General features: G+C 66.9%; 14 protein-coding genes. 2 read left to right on the top strand and 12 right to left on the bottom strand.

Annotation, left to right across the window (positions count from 1 at the left end):
* Nucleotides 1-128: 128 nt before the first annotated feature.
* Both LQK81_RS06750 and LQK81_RS06745 read right to left on the bottom strand, forming a co-directional pair.
* Nucleotides 129-467 carry a TIGR01244 family sulfur transferase gene (locus tag LQK81_RS06750; protein WP_230804701.1) on the bottom strand — a complete coding sequence of 113 codons (339 nt, stop codon included), beginning with the start codon at nt 465-467 and terminating at the stop codon, nt 129-131.
* Between the two features lie 107 nt (nt 468-574).
* On the bottom strand, nt 575-1,429 hold the full coding sequence (locus LQK81_RS06745; protein ID WP_230804699.1) for a DUF4432 family protein: 855 nt from the start codon (nt 1,427-1,429) through the stop codon (nt 575-577).
* 408 nt (nt 1,430-1,837) lie between these two features.
* On the opposite strand from LQK81_RS06745, the gene LQK81_RS06740 reads away from it, so the two are divergent.
* Nucleotides 1,838-3,166, top strand: coding sequence for a L,D-transpeptidase family protein (locus LQK81_RS06740; RefSeq protein WP_442967099.1), 1,329 nt, complete (start codon nt 1,838-1,840; stop codon nt 3,164-3,166).
* Between the two features lie 105 nt (nt 3,167-3,271).
* On the opposite strand, the gene LQK81_RS06735 is transcribed toward LQK81_RS06740, so the two are convergent.
* A complete protein-coding gene (locus LQK81_RS06735) occupies nt 3,272-3,709 on the bottom strand; it encodes a helix-turn-helix domain-containing protein (protein ID WP_230804695.1) in 438 nt (145 codons plus the stop codon).
* Between the two features lie 68 nt (nt 3,710-3,777).
* Here LQK81_RS06735 and LQK81_RS06730 point away from each other — a divergent pair, with 68 nt between their 5' ends.
* Nucleotides 3,778-5,187, top strand: coding sequence for an MFS transporter (locus LQK81_RS06730; protein WP_230804694.1), 1,410 nt, complete (start codon nt 3,778-3,780; stop codon nt 5,185-5,187).
* Between the two features lie 11 nt (nt 5,188-5,198).
* On the opposite strand, the gene LQK81_RS06725 is transcribed toward LQK81_RS06730, so the two are convergent.
* The 9 genes from LQK81_RS06725 to LQK81_RS06685 form a co-directional block, all read right to left on the bottom strand.
* A complete protein-coding gene (locus LQK81_RS06725) occupies nt 5,199-6,722 on the bottom strand; it encodes a methyl-accepting chemotaxis protein (protein WP_230804692.1) in 1,524 nt (507 codons plus the stop codon).
* A gap of 333 nt (nt 6,723-7,055) precedes the next feature.
* Complete coding sequence (locus tag LQK81_RS06720; RefSeq protein WP_230804690.1) at nt 7,056-7,775, bottom strand: ParA family protein; 720 nt, start codon at nt 7,773-7,775, stop codon at nt 7,056-7,058.
* Nucleotides 7,776-7,953: 178 nt separating this feature from the next.
* Nucleotides 7,954-8,730, bottom strand: coding sequence for a ParA family protein (locus LQK81_RS06715; RefSeq protein WP_230804688.1), 777 nt, complete (start codon nt 8,728-8,730; stop codon nt 7,954-7,956).
* 390 nt (nt 8,731-9,120) lie between these two features.
* Nucleotides 9,121-10,266 carry an iron-containing alcohol dehydrogenase gene (locus LQK81_RS06710; RefSeq protein WP_230804686.1) on the bottom strand — a complete coding sequence of 382 codons (1,146 nt, stop codon included), beginning with the start codon at nt 10,264-10,266 and terminating at the stop codon, nt 9,121-9,123.
* The gene (locus tag LQK81_RS06705) at nt 10,263-11,651 is read right to left on the bottom strand and encodes an aldehyde dehydrogenase family protein (protein WP_230804684.1); all 1,389 of its coding nucleotides are present in this window, start codon (nt 11,649-11,651) and stop codon (nt 10,263-10,265) included. The genes LQK81_RS06710 and LQK81_RS06705 overlap by 4 nt, the downstream gene beginning before the upstream one ends.
* Nucleotides 11,652-11,683: 32 nt before the next feature.
* Nucleotides 11,684-12,106, bottom strand: coding sequence for a type II toxin-antitoxin system VapC family toxin (locus tag LQK81_RS06700; RefSeq protein WP_230804682.1), 423 nt, complete (start codon nt 12,104-12,106; stop codon nt 11,684-11,686).
* Nucleotides 12,093-12,533: a helix-turn-helix domain-containing protein gene (locus tag LQK81_RS06695; RefSeq protein WP_230804680.1), complete on the bottom strand. Its 441-nt coding sequence runs from the start codon at nt 12,531-12,533 to the stop codon at nt 12,093-12,095. Before LQK81_RS06695 ends, LQK81_RS06700 begins: the two co-directional genes overlap by 14 nt.
* 58 nt (nt 12,534-12,591) lie before the next feature.
* Entirely contained in the window at nt 12,592-13,956 is a 1,365-nt protein-coding gene (locus LQK81_RS06690; RefSeq protein WP_230805606.1) for a glutamine synthetase family protein, read from the bottom strand.
* A gap of 80 nt (nt 13,957-14,036) precedes the next feature.
* A complete protein-coding gene (locus LQK81_RS06685; RefSeq protein WP_230804678.1) occupies nt 14,037-15,092 on the bottom strand; it encodes a TRAP transporter substrate-binding protein in 1,056 nt (351 codons plus the stop codon).
* Nucleotides 15,093-15,142 lie beyond the last annotated feature (50 nt).

The raw sequence follows: 15,142 nt of genomic DNA, 5'->3' as shown, positions 1-15,142 counted from the left end.
CACAGCCCGACAGCCGTCAGCCGCCGGATCGGGACGTTGATATGGCGGTGGCGTGGTCGGATGCCCGGCTCAGGACCAGGCATGACGGCCGCGGCGATGGCGCGGCGCAATGTTCGGCCTGTCGAAGCTCATCCCCGCAGGTGCTGGGTCTGGCCGTAGATGTTGGTCGAGCGGGCGCCCGAGCGGCAGTAGCCGAGCATCGGCCGCGACAGTTCGTCGAGCGCATCGACCATGGCGGTGACGGCATCGGCGGTGACGCCCATCGGGCCGACCGGGATGTGCCGGATCTCCAGCCCGAGTTCCTTTGCACGCGCCGCGATCGCGGCGAACTCCGGCTGGTCCGGGCTCTCGTGGTCCGGCCGGTGGCAGACGATCGACTTGAACCCCATCGCCTTGATCTCGTCCAGTTCGTCGACTGCGATCTGGCCGGAGACCGAGTATTCGTCGTTGATCGGGCGGATATCCATGACGCGAACCCTTCGGAAAAAATTGCCGGCTCCGGTGTAGGCCGCGCGGTGCCGGGCGTCAATCGCCGGGCAATACGACAGAAGGCGGCAGCGGCGTGACGGGCCCGCTACCTGAGCTCGAAGGACAGGCCGTAGCTGACCGCTTCGCCGGGCGCGAATTCCGTCATCTCGCCGGACGCGATCAGGTCCGCCCGGCCGGCCAGCCGGTGCGAGACCGGCTCGATCCCGAGCACATGACAACCGGGCGACTGGTTGCGCCAGACCTGCAGGTGCGAAAGCGTATCGGTGCGAAAGCGCACATGCAGGGTGCGCCCGCCGAGTGCCGCGATCGGGCCGATCGCGACGTCCGCCCAGCCGTGCTGCGATGTCTCCTTCGCGGGAACGCAGAAGATCGTCATGTCGCCCTCGCCGAAGCGCCAGGGCAGGCTGCCGCCCTCGATCATCGCGCCGGTCAGCCGCGTGCCCGCGTCGAACAGCCGCGTGTTGAAATTGATGTGGTACATCGCAACCGGCGGCCAGGCGCGCGCGCCGGTATTGGTCACGACGTCGTCGAGCGTGATGTGGCCGGTCTTGCGGTCGGCCCGCCAGTGCCGCTTCATCTCCGCGCTCTCCCCGTTCGCGAGAGACACCGGGATGCGCGCCGAGCAGACGACCTCGCCATCGTCCTCTTCGTAGAGGATGTCGGTCGCGGGATGGGAAGAGAGCGAGCCATGCAGCGGATAGCGCTGTCCCGCAGCCCCGCCCTCCACCGGCTCCGGGTGGCGGATATGGTCCGGTCCGCAGGTGAACATGAAGCCCGGCAGCGCCCGGTCGATGCGCGGGTCGCCATCCGAGGGGATCGCCGTGCCCGGCGCCAGGTTTATGCCGAAAAAGATCGCGTCTCTGAGATCGAGCGCGGACTGCGAATCAAGCGCGATGTCGAAGCTGTGCGCTCCGTTCTCGGCGGTCAGGGCGAGGGTCATGTCTTCTCCGGGAATCGTCTTTCGTGCGATGCTAACCGAGGCCCGAAGATTCCGATACCGGTTTCGGCGGCCGGTCCCGCACGGCGTGAGCCGGGTAACTGCTTGCAAAGGCTGCGGAACCGGAGAAATCCCCGGGCGTTATGCTGTCGACCGGCGCGGCGGGCGGGACCTCGCAGGCCGGCCGTGGAGAACGCGAGAGGTGGCGGTTAGCGATCCTTTAACCATCGTTTCACATTTTCCATATTAACGTCGAAATTGAGTGCCACGTCCGAAACTTAGCGCTGACGACAGGTTGAACCCGTGAATTCCGTTTTGAAAACAAGTATTTCCCTGCTCACCCTGACGGCATTGCTGGCGGCCGCGCCGGCGGCCGCGCAGACGTTCCAAGGCGGCGGGGACGGGCGGACGGTGCTGGTGACCCCGCAGGGCGATTTCCTCGACTATATCCCTGCCGACGGCAGCGTGCGTGCCGCCCGCGACCGCCAGGGCCGCCGGATCTATATCGATGCCTGGGGAAACCTGGTCGCCACCGAAATGCAGGTCCAGCGCGACTATTCCGGCTACGACCGGCGCGACATGCGCCGCAACCGCTACCGGCAGGTCGAGGGCTATCCGGAAACCTCGCCGGACTATTTCCCGCCCGCGCCGGGCGGCTTCGACGACGACGTGACGACGGGGGCCGTGCCCGACTACCGCGACCGTGCGCCGGGCGCCGTCGACCGGTCCGACCTCCCCCAGCCGATGCCGGGCGAAGCCTATCCGGAACAGCCTCCCCAGGGTTATGGACAGAGCTTTGGCATGGACGACATGGCCGCCCTGCCCGAGGCGCCGATGGACGGGCAGGAATTCGTGCCCGGCCCGCAGTTTCCGCCGGCAACCGCGATCGGCAAGAAATCCTCGGCCGAAGTGACGGCCCTGCAGGTCTTCCTCGACCGCGAGGGCTTCTCGCCCGGCGTGATCGACGGCAAGAAGGGCTCCAACGTGACCAAGGCGATCGAGGCCTGGCAACTCGCCAACGGCGAGACGCTCGATCCGAACGATACCGATTCGATCGTCGAACGGCTGCACCTGAACGGCGGCATGCCGTTCACCACCTACGAGATCACCGCAGCCGATGCCGCGGGCCCCTACGTGGCGTCGATCCCCGACGACTACGCCCACAAGGCAGCCCTCCCCGCGCTCTCTTACACGTCCACGAGCGAGGCGCTGGCCGAGCGTTTCCACATGGACGAGAACTACCTGAAGGAGATGAACCCGGGCGTGGACTTCACCATTCCCGGCACGATCATCAAGGTGATCAACGTCGGCGAACCGAAGAAGGGCAAGGTCGCCCGCATCATCGCCGACAAGGGCCGCAAGCAGGTGCTTGCCTATGACGACATGGGCGCCCTGATCGCCGCCTACCCGGCCAGCATCGGCTCGTCCGACACTCCGTCCCCCTCCGGCACGGTGACGGTGGAGCGGATCGCCTTCAATCCGAACTATACCTACAATCCGAAGATCAATTTCCAGCAGGGCGCCAATGACAGGGTGCTGACCCTGCAACCCGGCCCGAACGGCCCCGTCGGCACCATCTGGATCGCGCTGTCGAAGCCCACCTACGGCATCCACGGCACCCCCGATCCCTCCAAGATCGGCAAGACCCAGAGCCACGGCTGCATCCGCCTGACCAACTGGGACGCCACCGAACTCGCCAAGATGACCTCGAAGGGCGTCACGGTCGAATTCGTCGACTGATCGGCCGGCTGGCCGCCATGAAACGGCACGCCGGCGCGCCCGTTTCCTCGCCGGAGGTTTTCCGGGCCGGCGAAGGCCGTCGCCGGCGCCCGACGCCCCGGAACTCTATGCCCGGTCGGCGCGGAAGCCGGCAGACCTGCGCTGCGGCTGGCGCGAATGGGACGCCGCGCGCAGGAGCCTGCGGAATTTCGGGCATTCCATATGGCTTTCCGCCGGGCACTCGGCCACGTGCCGCAGCGCGTCCTTCAGCGTCATCAGCTTGCGGATCTGGATCTCGAGCTTGTCCGCCCGCGCATGGAGGGCCGCGCGGGGCAGTTCGGCAACCCCGTCCCTGCCGAACACGCCCCTGATCTCGTCCAGGCTGAACCCCGCCGTCTTGCCGAGCGATATCAGCGCCAGCTGGGTCAGCGCCTCCGGCCCGTATTGGCGTCGCAAGCCGTGTCGTCCGAGCGAGACGATCAGCCCGATTTCCTCGTAGTAGCGCAGCGTCGAGGGCGGCACGCCGCTTCTTTCCGAGAGCACGCCGATGTCGAGAAGTTTCATGCTTGACCTCAAGTTGACTTGAAGTGGCAGAGTAGCAGCCACTCGAAACTCCAACAAGAGGAACTGCCATGAAAGCCATTAATCGAATGAAGGCGACACCGCCTGCACTGACGGCCCTTGCGGGGGCGATGCTGCTGTCATCGCTCGGCATCAGCATCGCCACCATCGCCCTTCCGGCCCTGGCGCGGGACTTCTCCGCACCCATCTCCGCCGTCCGCTGGGTCATCCTCGCCTATCTCGTCGCAGCCACGGTCGCCATCGTCCTGGCGGGGCGGTTCGGCGATCTCCTCGGTCACCGCCGGGTGCTGCTCGCGGGGCTCTCCCTCTTTGCCGCAGCCTCCGTCCTGTGCGCGGCGGCACCCACGCTCGACCTCCTGATCGCCGGCCGGATCGCCCAGGGGATCGGCAGCGCCATCCTGATGGCGCTGCCGGTCTCGCTCATCCGCGAGACGGTCCCGCGGGAGCGCACCGGATCGGCGATGGGGCTGCTTGGCACGATGTCGGCGATCGGCACCGCGCTCGGACCGTCCGTGGGCGGCATGCTGGTCTCCGGCTTCGGCTGGCGCGCGGCCTTCGTGGCGCTGGCCACGGCCGGCATCGTGGTGCTCGGCCTTGCCGCGCGCACGATCCCGCAGATGCCCGCCACGCGCAGGCCGGACGGACGGATGGACTGGCCGGGCGCCGCCCTGCTGGCGCTGACCCTGACCCTTTATGCGCTCGCGACGGCAGGTGGAAAGGCGGGAGCGACGGCCGGCGCGTCCCTGCTTCTGACCGGCGCCGCCCTTGCGCTTGTGTCCTTCGTCATCGTCGAGGCCCGCTCGGCCTCACCGCTGGTGCCGGTGTCGATCCTGCGCGACCGGACGACCGGAACGGCGCTGGCCATGAGCCTTCTGGCCGCGACCGTGATGATGGCAACCCTGGTGGTGGGGCCGTTCTTCCTGTCCTTCGGCCTCGGCCTGAACGAGGCGCTGGTCGGCCTCGTCATGGCGGTAGGTCCGGTGACGGCGGCTTTTTCCGGCATCTTCGCCGGGCGTCTGACGGACCGCTTCGGCGCCCGCCCCGTGCTGGTCGTCGGCCTCGTCGAGACGACCCTCGGCCTTGTCTGCCTGGCGCTCCTGCCCCGCACCCTCGGCGTCATGGGCTATGTCGCCGCGCTGATCGTGCTGACGCCAGGATTCCAGCTGTTCCTCGCGGCGAACAACACCGCCGTGATGAATGCGGCACGCGACGAGCAGCGCGGACTGCTGTCCGGACTGCTCGGCCTGTCGCGAAACCTCGGCTTCATGACCGGCGCCTCGGTGATGGCGACGCTGTTCGCCACTGCGGTCGGGCCGGGAGACCTCGCCGCAACCGCTCCGGAGACCGTTGCCCGCGCCTTCACCACGACCTTCCTCGTCGCAGCCGGCCTGCCCCTCGCCGCCCTCGCCCTCGCGCTCCTCGGCCGGTCGGCGGCACAGGAACGGGCCGAGGCGCTGTAGCCCGCCGCCCCTCAGGCCGCGCGGACGTAGCCTGCGGCCGGTGCGGCCGCCGCCTGCCCGCTGGTGCGGAACGCGCTTAGCCGCTCCGCGATGGTCGCCGCATCCTTGGAGAGCGCCTGGCTGGCCGCATTGGCCTGCTCGACCATCGAGGCGTTCTGCTGGGTGATCTGGTCCATGGCGCCGATCGCCTGGTTGACCGCCTGCAGGCCCGTCGCCTGCTCGGCCGTGCTGGCGCGGATCGCCGCGAAGACGGAGCTGACCTCGACCACCTGCGCCACGATCTGGCGGAGCGACTGGGCAACCTCGTTGACCGAGCGGACCCCGCCTTCCACCTGTCCGTGCGACTTGGCGATCAGGTTCTGGATGTCCTTGGCCGCATCGGCACAGCGCTGCGCCAGGGCGCGCACCTCCGAGGCGACGACGGCAAACCCCCGCCCGGCCTCGCCGGCCCGCGCCGCCTCGATGCCGGCGTTCAGCGCCAGAAGGTTGGTCTGGAAGGCGATCTCGTCGATGACCTCGATGATGCTGGCGATGCTCGCCGAGGACTGCTGGATATCCTCCATCGCGGCGATCGCCTGCGCGACCACCTCGCCGCTGCGCTCTGCATTTCCGCGCGCAGCCGTCACCAGCGCATTGGCGTCGTCGGCGCTCCTGGCCGTCTGGCTCACCGTCGTGGTCACCTCCTCGACGGCGGCCGCGGTCTCCTCGAGATTGGCCGCCTGCCGCTCGGTGCGTCTGGCGAGGTCGTCGGAAGCCGCCGCGATCTCCTGGACGCTGACATTGATCGAGCCCACGCCCGAATGGATGCCGCCGATCGCCTGCGACAGGGCGGAGACGGCGTGGTTGAAGTCCTGCCGCAGCGTCTCGTAGGCCTCCGGCAGCGCGCCGTCGATCCGCACGGTCAGGTCGCCTTCGGAGATCCGCTTCAGCGCCGCGCCGAAATTCCGGCCGACGATCTCGCGCTCGGCCGCCACCGCACGCTCCTGTACAGCCTGCTGCTTGCTGGTCTCGGAGGCGTCCATGTAGACGGAGATCGACAGGTCCATGTCGAGGAAGACGGCCTTGACCAGGCATGCGAGCTTCTGCGCCACCTCGTCTGCGCCGTATTCGGATCGGGAGAACAGGCCAGGCTTCGGCCACATCTCCTTCAGGGCCGCCGCCAGCAGATGCTCGACGATCAGCGCATAGCCGCCGATGTACCAGCGTGGCTCCAGGCCGATCCGCGCGTGGACCTTTCCGATCGTCAGCACCTTGTCGGCATAGTCGGAACCGAAGTCGCCGTTCCAGATGTTGGCCCAGTGGCCAAGCTGCGCCTTCTTCGCGCCGGCCATGTGGGCGTCGCTGGAGAAGAGATGATTGACCTCCGGGCTGTTGCGCACCACGCCGTAGAAGCGATCCAGCGCCGGCGCGAGTTCGCCCTCGAGCAGCGGCTTCAGGGAGCGCAGGTTGTTCACGGCCCTGGCGTCGATCCCGAGATAGTCGAGACGGCGGGCGAGATCGGTGTTGTTGCTTGAGGTCGGGGATGCAGCGCTCATCGGAATTTCCATGCCATTGGGGGCAGTTTGCGGGAGGTGGGCGATCTTCGTGGACGGCCCCGCAGCGCTCCGGGAGGAGCCTCGTGAGCAATCGCGCCGGTCATGGCGCCCGGAACGGGCCGCATGCCCGCGCCTCGAAGTGGCTGCCGTCATCTAACGCCACACGTGGTAAATGCTTGGTTATGAAATGCCAGTTTTGGCAGGGCCGGGACGCTGGACTTTCGTCGTGGCCGACCTGCGCTCGGTTCGGCCGTACAAGTGCAATGCCTCCGGTGCGCACGCAGCGGAGGCTTGCAGGACGGAAGACGCGGACCTCGGGCCGGAGAGTGCCCGTCAGGCCGCGCGGACCCGGGTCTCGAGCGCGCTGCGACATGCCGCAAGCGCCCCGCGGCGGACCGGCACGAGGCGCAGGACCTCTTCGGCAAAGAGCCGGGCGTTCTCGCGCGCCTTGTCGAGGTTGGAGATACGCTGCGGATCCATCGTCCGCAGCGTGCCGCCGCAATCGAAGATGTCGCGGAAGGCGACGCGCTCGGCGATCGGCGTGTCTAGAACAGCGACGCCGCGCTCGGACAGGAGCTGCTTGATCGCCGCCATGGCGCGGGTGGTCACCACCGCACTCATCCGGGTCAGGACGACCGAATGGGCGACGCGCACGCCGGCGCGCTTGTCGAGCTGCTGCAGGAGTTCGAGGATCTGTGCGCCGCCCCGCGCATCCATCGCACAGCCCTGGATCGGGATCATCACATGGTCGGAAAGTCCGATCGCGGTCGCCACCAGCGCATCGCGCGCGCCGGCCAGGTCGATGATGAAATAATCCGTCTGGTCGCGGTTCTCGCGGATATGCGACTGCAGCGACCCCATCGAGACTTCGGAGATGACCGACAGGTTGCGCTGGACGCCGGAGAGTTCGTGCCAGCTGGTGATCCAGCGCTGGGGATCGGCGTCGAGAATGGTGATGCGATGGCCCTGGGCCGCCAGCTCCGTCGCAAGAATCAGCGCTGCGGTGGTCTTCCCCGCTCCGCCCTTGGCATTGGCGAAAGTTATGACTGGCATTTCAAATTCCTCATGATCGGCGGCACGAGCCCCTCATCGCTCTTTGACGGGCGCGAAGCGGGAATGGCGCCTTGTTAACCAACCTTTCAGAACATGGTTAACGAATTGCAAACGCGGGCTCCGCAAACGGCCTCGACACGGTGCCGGCAAACCGTCCGCTGCCCCTGCGAAAAGCCGTTCAGCTGCCTTGGAAGATCCGGCGTACCGGCCGGTCGTCGTTCGCGCACGGCTCTTCCGCCGCGAGGCCGTGCTGGTAGCACAGGGACGCAAACGGGCCGTGCGCATCGCGCCCGCCGTGGTCGATGCGCGCCATCACGTCACGCGCAAAGGCCTGCATGTTCGCCTGTGCCCGGCCGAGATTGGGCACCTGGCGCTCATCGAGCGTATAGAGCGTTCCCGGCCGTTCGAACATCGCGCGATAGGCCGCCCGTTCGACCACGGGCGTCTCGATCATCGCCATGCCGCGCAAGAGGAGCAGGTCGCGCACGGTGCGCAGCGATCGCGTCGCCACCAGCGGATTGACGCGCGACAGCACGACGGCGCGGTTGATGTTCGCGCGTGCATTCGCCTCGATGCACTGGATCAGTTCCAGCACCTGGATGGCGCCCCGGGCATCGAGCGCGCTGCCCTGCACCGGGATCAGCGCAAGGTCGCAAAGCCCGAGCGCCAGCGCCATCAGCGTGTCCCGCGCGCCGGAGAGGTCGGCGATGATATGGCGATCCGGCCTGTTCAGCCGCCGCAAGTGATCGGCGAGCGTGCCGGCGGTGATGTCGGCAATGGCGGCGATGCCGCTTTCCGGGCCGCACCGGCCCGCCCAGTCCGCTGCGAGGCCGAGCGGATCGCAGTCGAGAACGACCACCTCCGCGCCCGACCGGGCGAGTTCCGTCGCCAGCAGCGCCACCGCCGTCGTCTTGCCGGATCCACCCTTCGCATTTGCAACTGCTATGACTGCCATTGGCCTCCCAAATCCCACATGCAGCCCGCCACGAGCTTTCATGAAGAACGTTAAGGAATCACTCCGATTCGTGCCGGAACGCTACGAATTGTGACAGACCGGTGACAACAGCCCCCCGCGGAAATGTCGCCGCCGCAGGCGGGATCTGGAAATCCAGGTGCCCTCCTCCTCGAACGGGCAACCTGAAGGAACCGTGATGCCGGCCGCCGAGCCGGCATCCGGCGTGCGCAAGTCCTTGCGCGCAGGAGATTCTTTCGCGCTGCAGACGCGGCGCTGCTGAACGGACGAGCGGAAGAAAGGGGAGAACCCGGCAAGAGTGGGTCTGCCGTCAACAGAACCCGGCGCAAGGGCGCCGGGTTCTGGAGGACGGAAATGTGCAATCGATACGTTTCAGATGCACTCGACGAACAGCGTCTTTGCCGCGTCCAGCGTCAGTTCCACCGGATTGCCGCCGGCAGTCGGGTCAACGATCGCCATCGCCGCCATATCGTCGATCCGGTCGGTGCCGACGCCGAGCGCTGCGAGCTTGTCCGGCACGCCAAGTTCGCTGCGCAGTTCCAGCACGTAGTCGTAGAAGCCGTCGAAGCCGCCGGCAATGCCGAGATAGGCGGCGGCGGCGGCGATCCTGTCCTCGATCACCGGACGGTTGAAGCGGAGCACCGGCGGCATGACCACCGCATTCGTCATGCCGTGGTGGGTGTTGTAGATGGCGCCCACCGGATGCGACAGCGAGTGGATGGCGCCGAGCCCCTTCTGGAAGGCGACCGCCCCCATGGCGGCCGCCGACATCATGTTGGCGCGCGCCTCGATGTCGGTTCCGTCCTTGTAGGCGCGCGGCAGGTATTCCTTCACCAGCCGCATGCCCTCCAGCGCGATCCCCTGGCTCATCGGATGGTAGAAGGGCGAGCAATAGGCCTCCAGGCAATGGGCGAACGCATCCATGCCGGTGCCGGCCGTGATCACCTTCGGCATGCCGACCGTCAGTTCCGGGTCGCAGATCGTCACCGCCGGCAGGAACTTCGGATGGAAGATCACCTTCTTCGTATGGGTCTCGGAATTGGTGATGACCGAGGCGCGACCGACTTCGGAGCCGGTGCCGGCCGTCGTCGGAACGGCGACGATCGGGGCGATGCCGTCCACGGAAGCACGCGTCCACCAGTCGCCGACGTCCTCGAAGTCCCAGACCGGCCGCGTCTGACCGACCATGAAGGCAACCGCCTTGCCGAGATCGAGGCCGGAGCCGCCGCCGAAGGCGACGACGCCGTCATGGCCGCCCGCGCGGAACGCCTTCACCCCGGCCTCGAGGTTGGCATCGTTCGGGTTCGGGTCGACCTCGGCGAAGATCGCCCGCCCGAGCCCGGCAGCCTCGAGGACGTCGAGCGCGTTCTGCGTGATCGCCATCGGCGCGAGCCCGCGGTCGGTGATGAGCAGCGGCTTCTTCATGCCGGCCGCCTTGCAATGGTCGGCGAGTTCCTTGATACGCCCTGCCCCGAACTTGATGGCGGTCGGGTAGCTCCAGTTGGCGGTGATGGTCATGCGAATGCTTTCCTGAGGTGATAGGATTTCGGGCGGGTGAGGTTGTGGAAGCCGATGACGGAGAGCGAGCCGCCACGGCCGGTCTCCTTCACGCCGGTCCAGCACAGCGCCGGATCGAGGTAGTCGGCGCGGTTCATGAACACGGTGCCGGTCTCGAGGTCACGGCCGATCCGGGCCGCCCGGTCGGCATCCTTCGTCCAGAGCGACGCCGTCAGGCCGTATTTGCAGTCGTTCATCAGGCCGAGCGCTTCCTCGTCGCTCCTGACCTTCATGATGCCGACCGCCGGGCCGAACGTCTCCTCCGTCATGAACGCCATCGAATGGTCGACGTCGACGAGCACCTGGGGGGCGAGATAGGCGCCGCCGTCATCGGCGGGAAACAGCTTCGGATCGATCAGGGCCCTGGCGCCGCGCGAGACCGCGTCGGCGACCTGCTGGCGCACGGTTGCGGCAAAGCGCTTGTTGGCCATCGGTCCGAGCGTCGTCTCCTGGTCGAGCGGGTTGCCGAGCCTATAGTTGGAAACCCAGGCGACCGACTTCTCGACGAAGGCATCGTAGAGCTTCTCGTTGACGTAGATGCGCTCGATGCCGCAGCAGCACTGGCCGGAATTGTAGGTCGCGCCGTCCATCAGCGTGTCCACGGCAGCGTCGAGATCCGCGTCCTCCATCACATAGCCCGGATCCTTGCCGCCGAGTTCGAGCCCGAGCGGGGTGAACGTGCCGGCCGCCGCGCGCTCGATCGCGCGCCCGCCCTCGACCGAACCGGTGAAATTGACGAAGTCGAAGCTCTTCGCCGCGATCAGCGCCGAGGTCGTGTCGTGGTCGAGGAAGATGTTCTGGAACACGTCCTCGGGAACGCCGGCCTCGACGAAGCCGCGCACCATGCGCTCGCCGACGAGCAGCGTCTGCGCGGCATGCTTGATGATGACGGTGTTGCCGGCCATCAGCGCCGGCGCGACCGTGTTGATCGCCGTCATGTAGGGATAGTTCCACGGCGCGATGACGAAGACCACGCCGTGCGGCTCGCGCTCGATGCGGCGCTCGAAGCGCTCGCTGTCCTCGATCACCAGCGGCGCCAGCGAGGATGCCGCGATGTCGGCCACATAGTTGGAGCGCTCGTTGAAGCCCTTGAATTCGCCGCCATAGCGGACCGGCCGGCCCATCTGCCAGGCGAGCTCGGGCACCACCTCGTCGGCCATCTCGTTCAGCCGGGCGACACCCTTGAGGACGAGCTGGACGCGGTCCTCCAGCGGCCGCCGCGCCCAGGCCTTCTGCGCCTTGCGCGCCCGCGCGACGACGTCCTTCGCCGCCTCCAGCGGCATCGCCGGCCGCTCGGCGTAGACCGAGCCGTCGACGGGCGAAATGCATTTGATCACTTGCGTCATTGTCTTCTCCTTGGGCCCCCGGGCGCCTCCGCCTAGCAGGCCAACACCTTCACATGTCCCGCCGCGCCATAGGCCAGGACGGCCCGGTCGCGGGTGATGATCGTCAAATCGTGCTCGCGCGCCGTCGCGATCAGGATGCGGTCCGCCGGATCGGCATGCAGCGGCTCCGGCAGGAAGGACGCGGCGACGAGGATGTCCGGTGTGGCGTCGAGAACGCCGGCCGCCATCCTGTGAGCCGCCTCCTGAAACCAAATCAAGGGCGGCTTCGTGATGTTCAACCGGCCCTTGGCCACCAGCATGCCGATCTCCCAGGCAGAAAAAGCAGACACGAGGACGCAATTATCCAACGCAGGCGTCGCCCGCAGCATGGCCATCGCACGCTCGGAAATCGCTACGTCATGGGCTATGTAGATGAGCGCGCAGGTATCCAACAGATACCGTTCAGTCGTCGTCATAGACCTTTGCCCATTCCGGATCCGTTGGCTCAGTCAGGTCGACGCCCGGCGCGATCGTCACCGTTCCCTTCATGCACCCCCGTACCCGGTCGTAAAAATTGTCCGTCGCCGCGGCATGTCCGGCCTTCCCGCCGACCGCGCCTCCGCCTTCCGGCGCGGACGCCGAGTTGCGACCCGCATCCGTCTTGAACGCCTCCTGCCCTTCCTCGGCAAAGCCGCGCCCCTCCCCGCGCCGCCGCGCCGCGACGTCGAGGAGCGACACGCCGAAATAGGCGGCGATGCCGTCCTGCTCGTCCGCCGTCATCTTGCGCTCGCCGCGCAGCATGCGCGACACGGAGCTGGGATCGAGCCCGAGCGCCCGCGCCATCGCGCGCAGCGACCGGCCGTCCTTCTCGAGCTGCTGATAAAACCACGCACTGTCGATCATGAGGCACCCTCCGACTGTTGCGATTTTACCATCGTGTTGACCCTGCATCAACAAACCCTCAGGCCCGCTCGAACCCTCTCGCCACCTCCCAGTCCGTCACCCGTCGATCGTATTCCTCCTGCTCCCACTCGGCAGCGCGCGTGTAGTGGTCGATCACATCCTCGCCGAAGGCCTCGCGCAGCATCTTCGACGTCGTCATGAACTCGGTCGCTTCCCGCAGCGTCTTGGGGATCTCGCGGATGCCTTTACCGCCATAGGCGTCGCCGACGAACGGCGCCTCCAGTTCCAGGTTGCCCTCGATCCCGGCGATGCCGGCGGCGAGCAGGGCGGCCATGGCGAGATAGGGGTTGAGGTCGGAGCCGCCGACGCGGCATTCGATGCGGATCGCCTTGGTCCCCTCGCCGCAGAGCCGGTATCCGGCCGTGCGGTTGTCCTTGCTCCACACCGCCTTGGTCGGCGCGAAGGTGCCGGCCATGAAGCGCTTGTAGGAATTGATGTAGGGCGCGAGGAAATAGGTGATCTCGCTCGCATGGTTCAGGAGCCCGGCGACGTAGCTGCGCATCATCTCCGACATGCCGTACTGCGCCTCGGCATCCTGGAACATCGACGTCTTGCCGTCCAGGCTCCAGAGCGACTGGTGGATGTGGGAGGACGAACCGGCGGCGGAATAGTGCCACTTGGCGAGGAAGGTGATCGCCTTGCCGCGCTGCCAGGCGATTTCCTTGCAGCTGTTCTTGATGATCGCGTGCCGGTCGGCCATGGCGAGCGCATCGGCATAGCGCACGTTGATCTCCTCCTGGCCGGCCGAGGCCTCGCCCTTGGAGTTCTCCACCGGAATGCCGGCGCCCTGCAGGCCGTTGCGGATCGCCCGCATCACGTCCTCTTCCTTGGTCGTCTGGAAGATATGGTAGTCCTCGTTGTAGCCGCTGACCGGCCTCAGGTCGCGATAACCGCTCTCGCGGGCGTCGTCATAGGTCTGGTCGAACAGGAAGAACTCCAGCTCGCTCGCCATGTAGGCCTTCAGCCCCATCGCCTCCAGCCGCTTGACCTGCCTCTTCAGGATCGCGCGCGGCGAATGCGGCACCTCCTTGTGGGTGTGGTGGTCGAGCACGTCGCAGAGCACCAGCGCCGTCCCCTCGAGCCAGGGCACCTTGCGCAGCGTCGAAAGGTCCGGCTTCATCGTGTAGTCGCCATAGCCCGCGGCCCAACCGGTCGAGCGATAGCCGGAGACGGTCTCCATCTCCATGTCGGTGGCGAGCAGGTAGTTGCAGCTGTGCGTCTCCTCGTAGGCGCCGTCAACGAAGAACCGGGCATGAAACCGCTTGCCCATCAGGCGGCCCTGCATGTCCACGAGGCATGCGAGAACGGTGTCGATGCGCCCTTCGGCGACATCCTTCTTCAGATCGTCAAAACTGTAGGTCATGGTCATCGAGGCGGTCCTGGGGGTTGCCGTTTCATGCCGGGCCGGGCGCATGGGCCCGACCCGGATTGGTGCGGTTCACATCAGCCGTTGACGTAGGGCGGGCCAGCCTTGTTGATGATGGCGTTGTAGTCCTCGAAGATCTTGACGACCTTGGCGGCCGTCTCGCCTTGCTCGGCGATCTCCTTCCAGAACACCTTCGCAGCGTCTTCCACCGGCTTCCACTCGGCCGCCGGAATGCTGGTCAGCTTCAGCTTCGTGCCCTCGGCGCGCAGCTTCGCCTCGCCGCCCCAGTACCACTGGTCGCGGTAGTTGTTGCCGGCCTCGATCGCCGTCAGGACCAGTTTCTTCAGATGCTCCGGCAGCTCCGCCCACTTCTTCTCGTTGACGAAGAAGGAGCCGATCCAGGCGCCCGAGATGTTGTTGGTCAGGAAGTGGTCCGTCACGTCGGCCCAGCCGACAGTGTAGTCCTCGGTGATGCCCGACCAGGCCATGCCGTCGAGTTCGCCGGTCTGCACGGCGACCTGCGCGTCCTCGTAGGGGATCGTCACCGGCACGACGCCGAACTGGGTGAGGAAGCGACCCGCCGTCGGGAAGGTGTAGAGGCGCAGGCCCTGCAGGTCGGCGAGCGTGTTGATCGGCTTCTTGGTGTTGAAGTGGCACGGGTCCTGCCCGGAGGACGACAGCCACACGACGCCGCCGACCTTCTCGTAGGCCGAGCGCCAGATATCGGCGAGACCGTACTGCTTGAAGAGCACCGGCACGTCGAGGATCTGCTTGGTGGCGAGCGGGAAATAGCCGCCGAAGGTGGCGACTTCCGCCGGCGAGGCCATGGAGTCGTCGTCGGAATGCACCGCGTCGATCGTGCCGGCCTGGAGCGCGCGGAAAAGCTCGCCGGTCGGAACGATCTGGTCGGCGTAGTAGAGTTCGATCTCGAGTTCGCCCTTGGCGGCGGCATTGATCGCATCGATGATCGGCTTGGTGACGTGTTCGCCGAGCGCTGCGCCCGCATAGGTCTGGAAACGCCACTTGATCGCCGTCTGGGCCTTCACGATGGCCGGCGTGGCAAGCGTTGCCGCACCTGCTGCCCCGATCGTCACAGCGCCTGCCCTGCTCAGAAATTGCCGTCTGTTGGTCATATCTCAATCCCTCTGGTTACACTCTGGTTTTGCCGGGAACGGCCGTTCAT

Origin of the sequence: Rhizobium sp. GN54, from assembly GCF_021026345.1 — a bacterium.
In the GTDB taxonomy this organism is placed as follows: Bacteria; Pseudomonadota; Alphaproteobacteria; order Rhizobiales; family Rhizobiaceae; genus Mycoplana.
The sequence above is the reverse complement of the archived record's forward strand: the minus strand, read 5'-3'. Positions and strand labels throughout refer to the sequence as shown.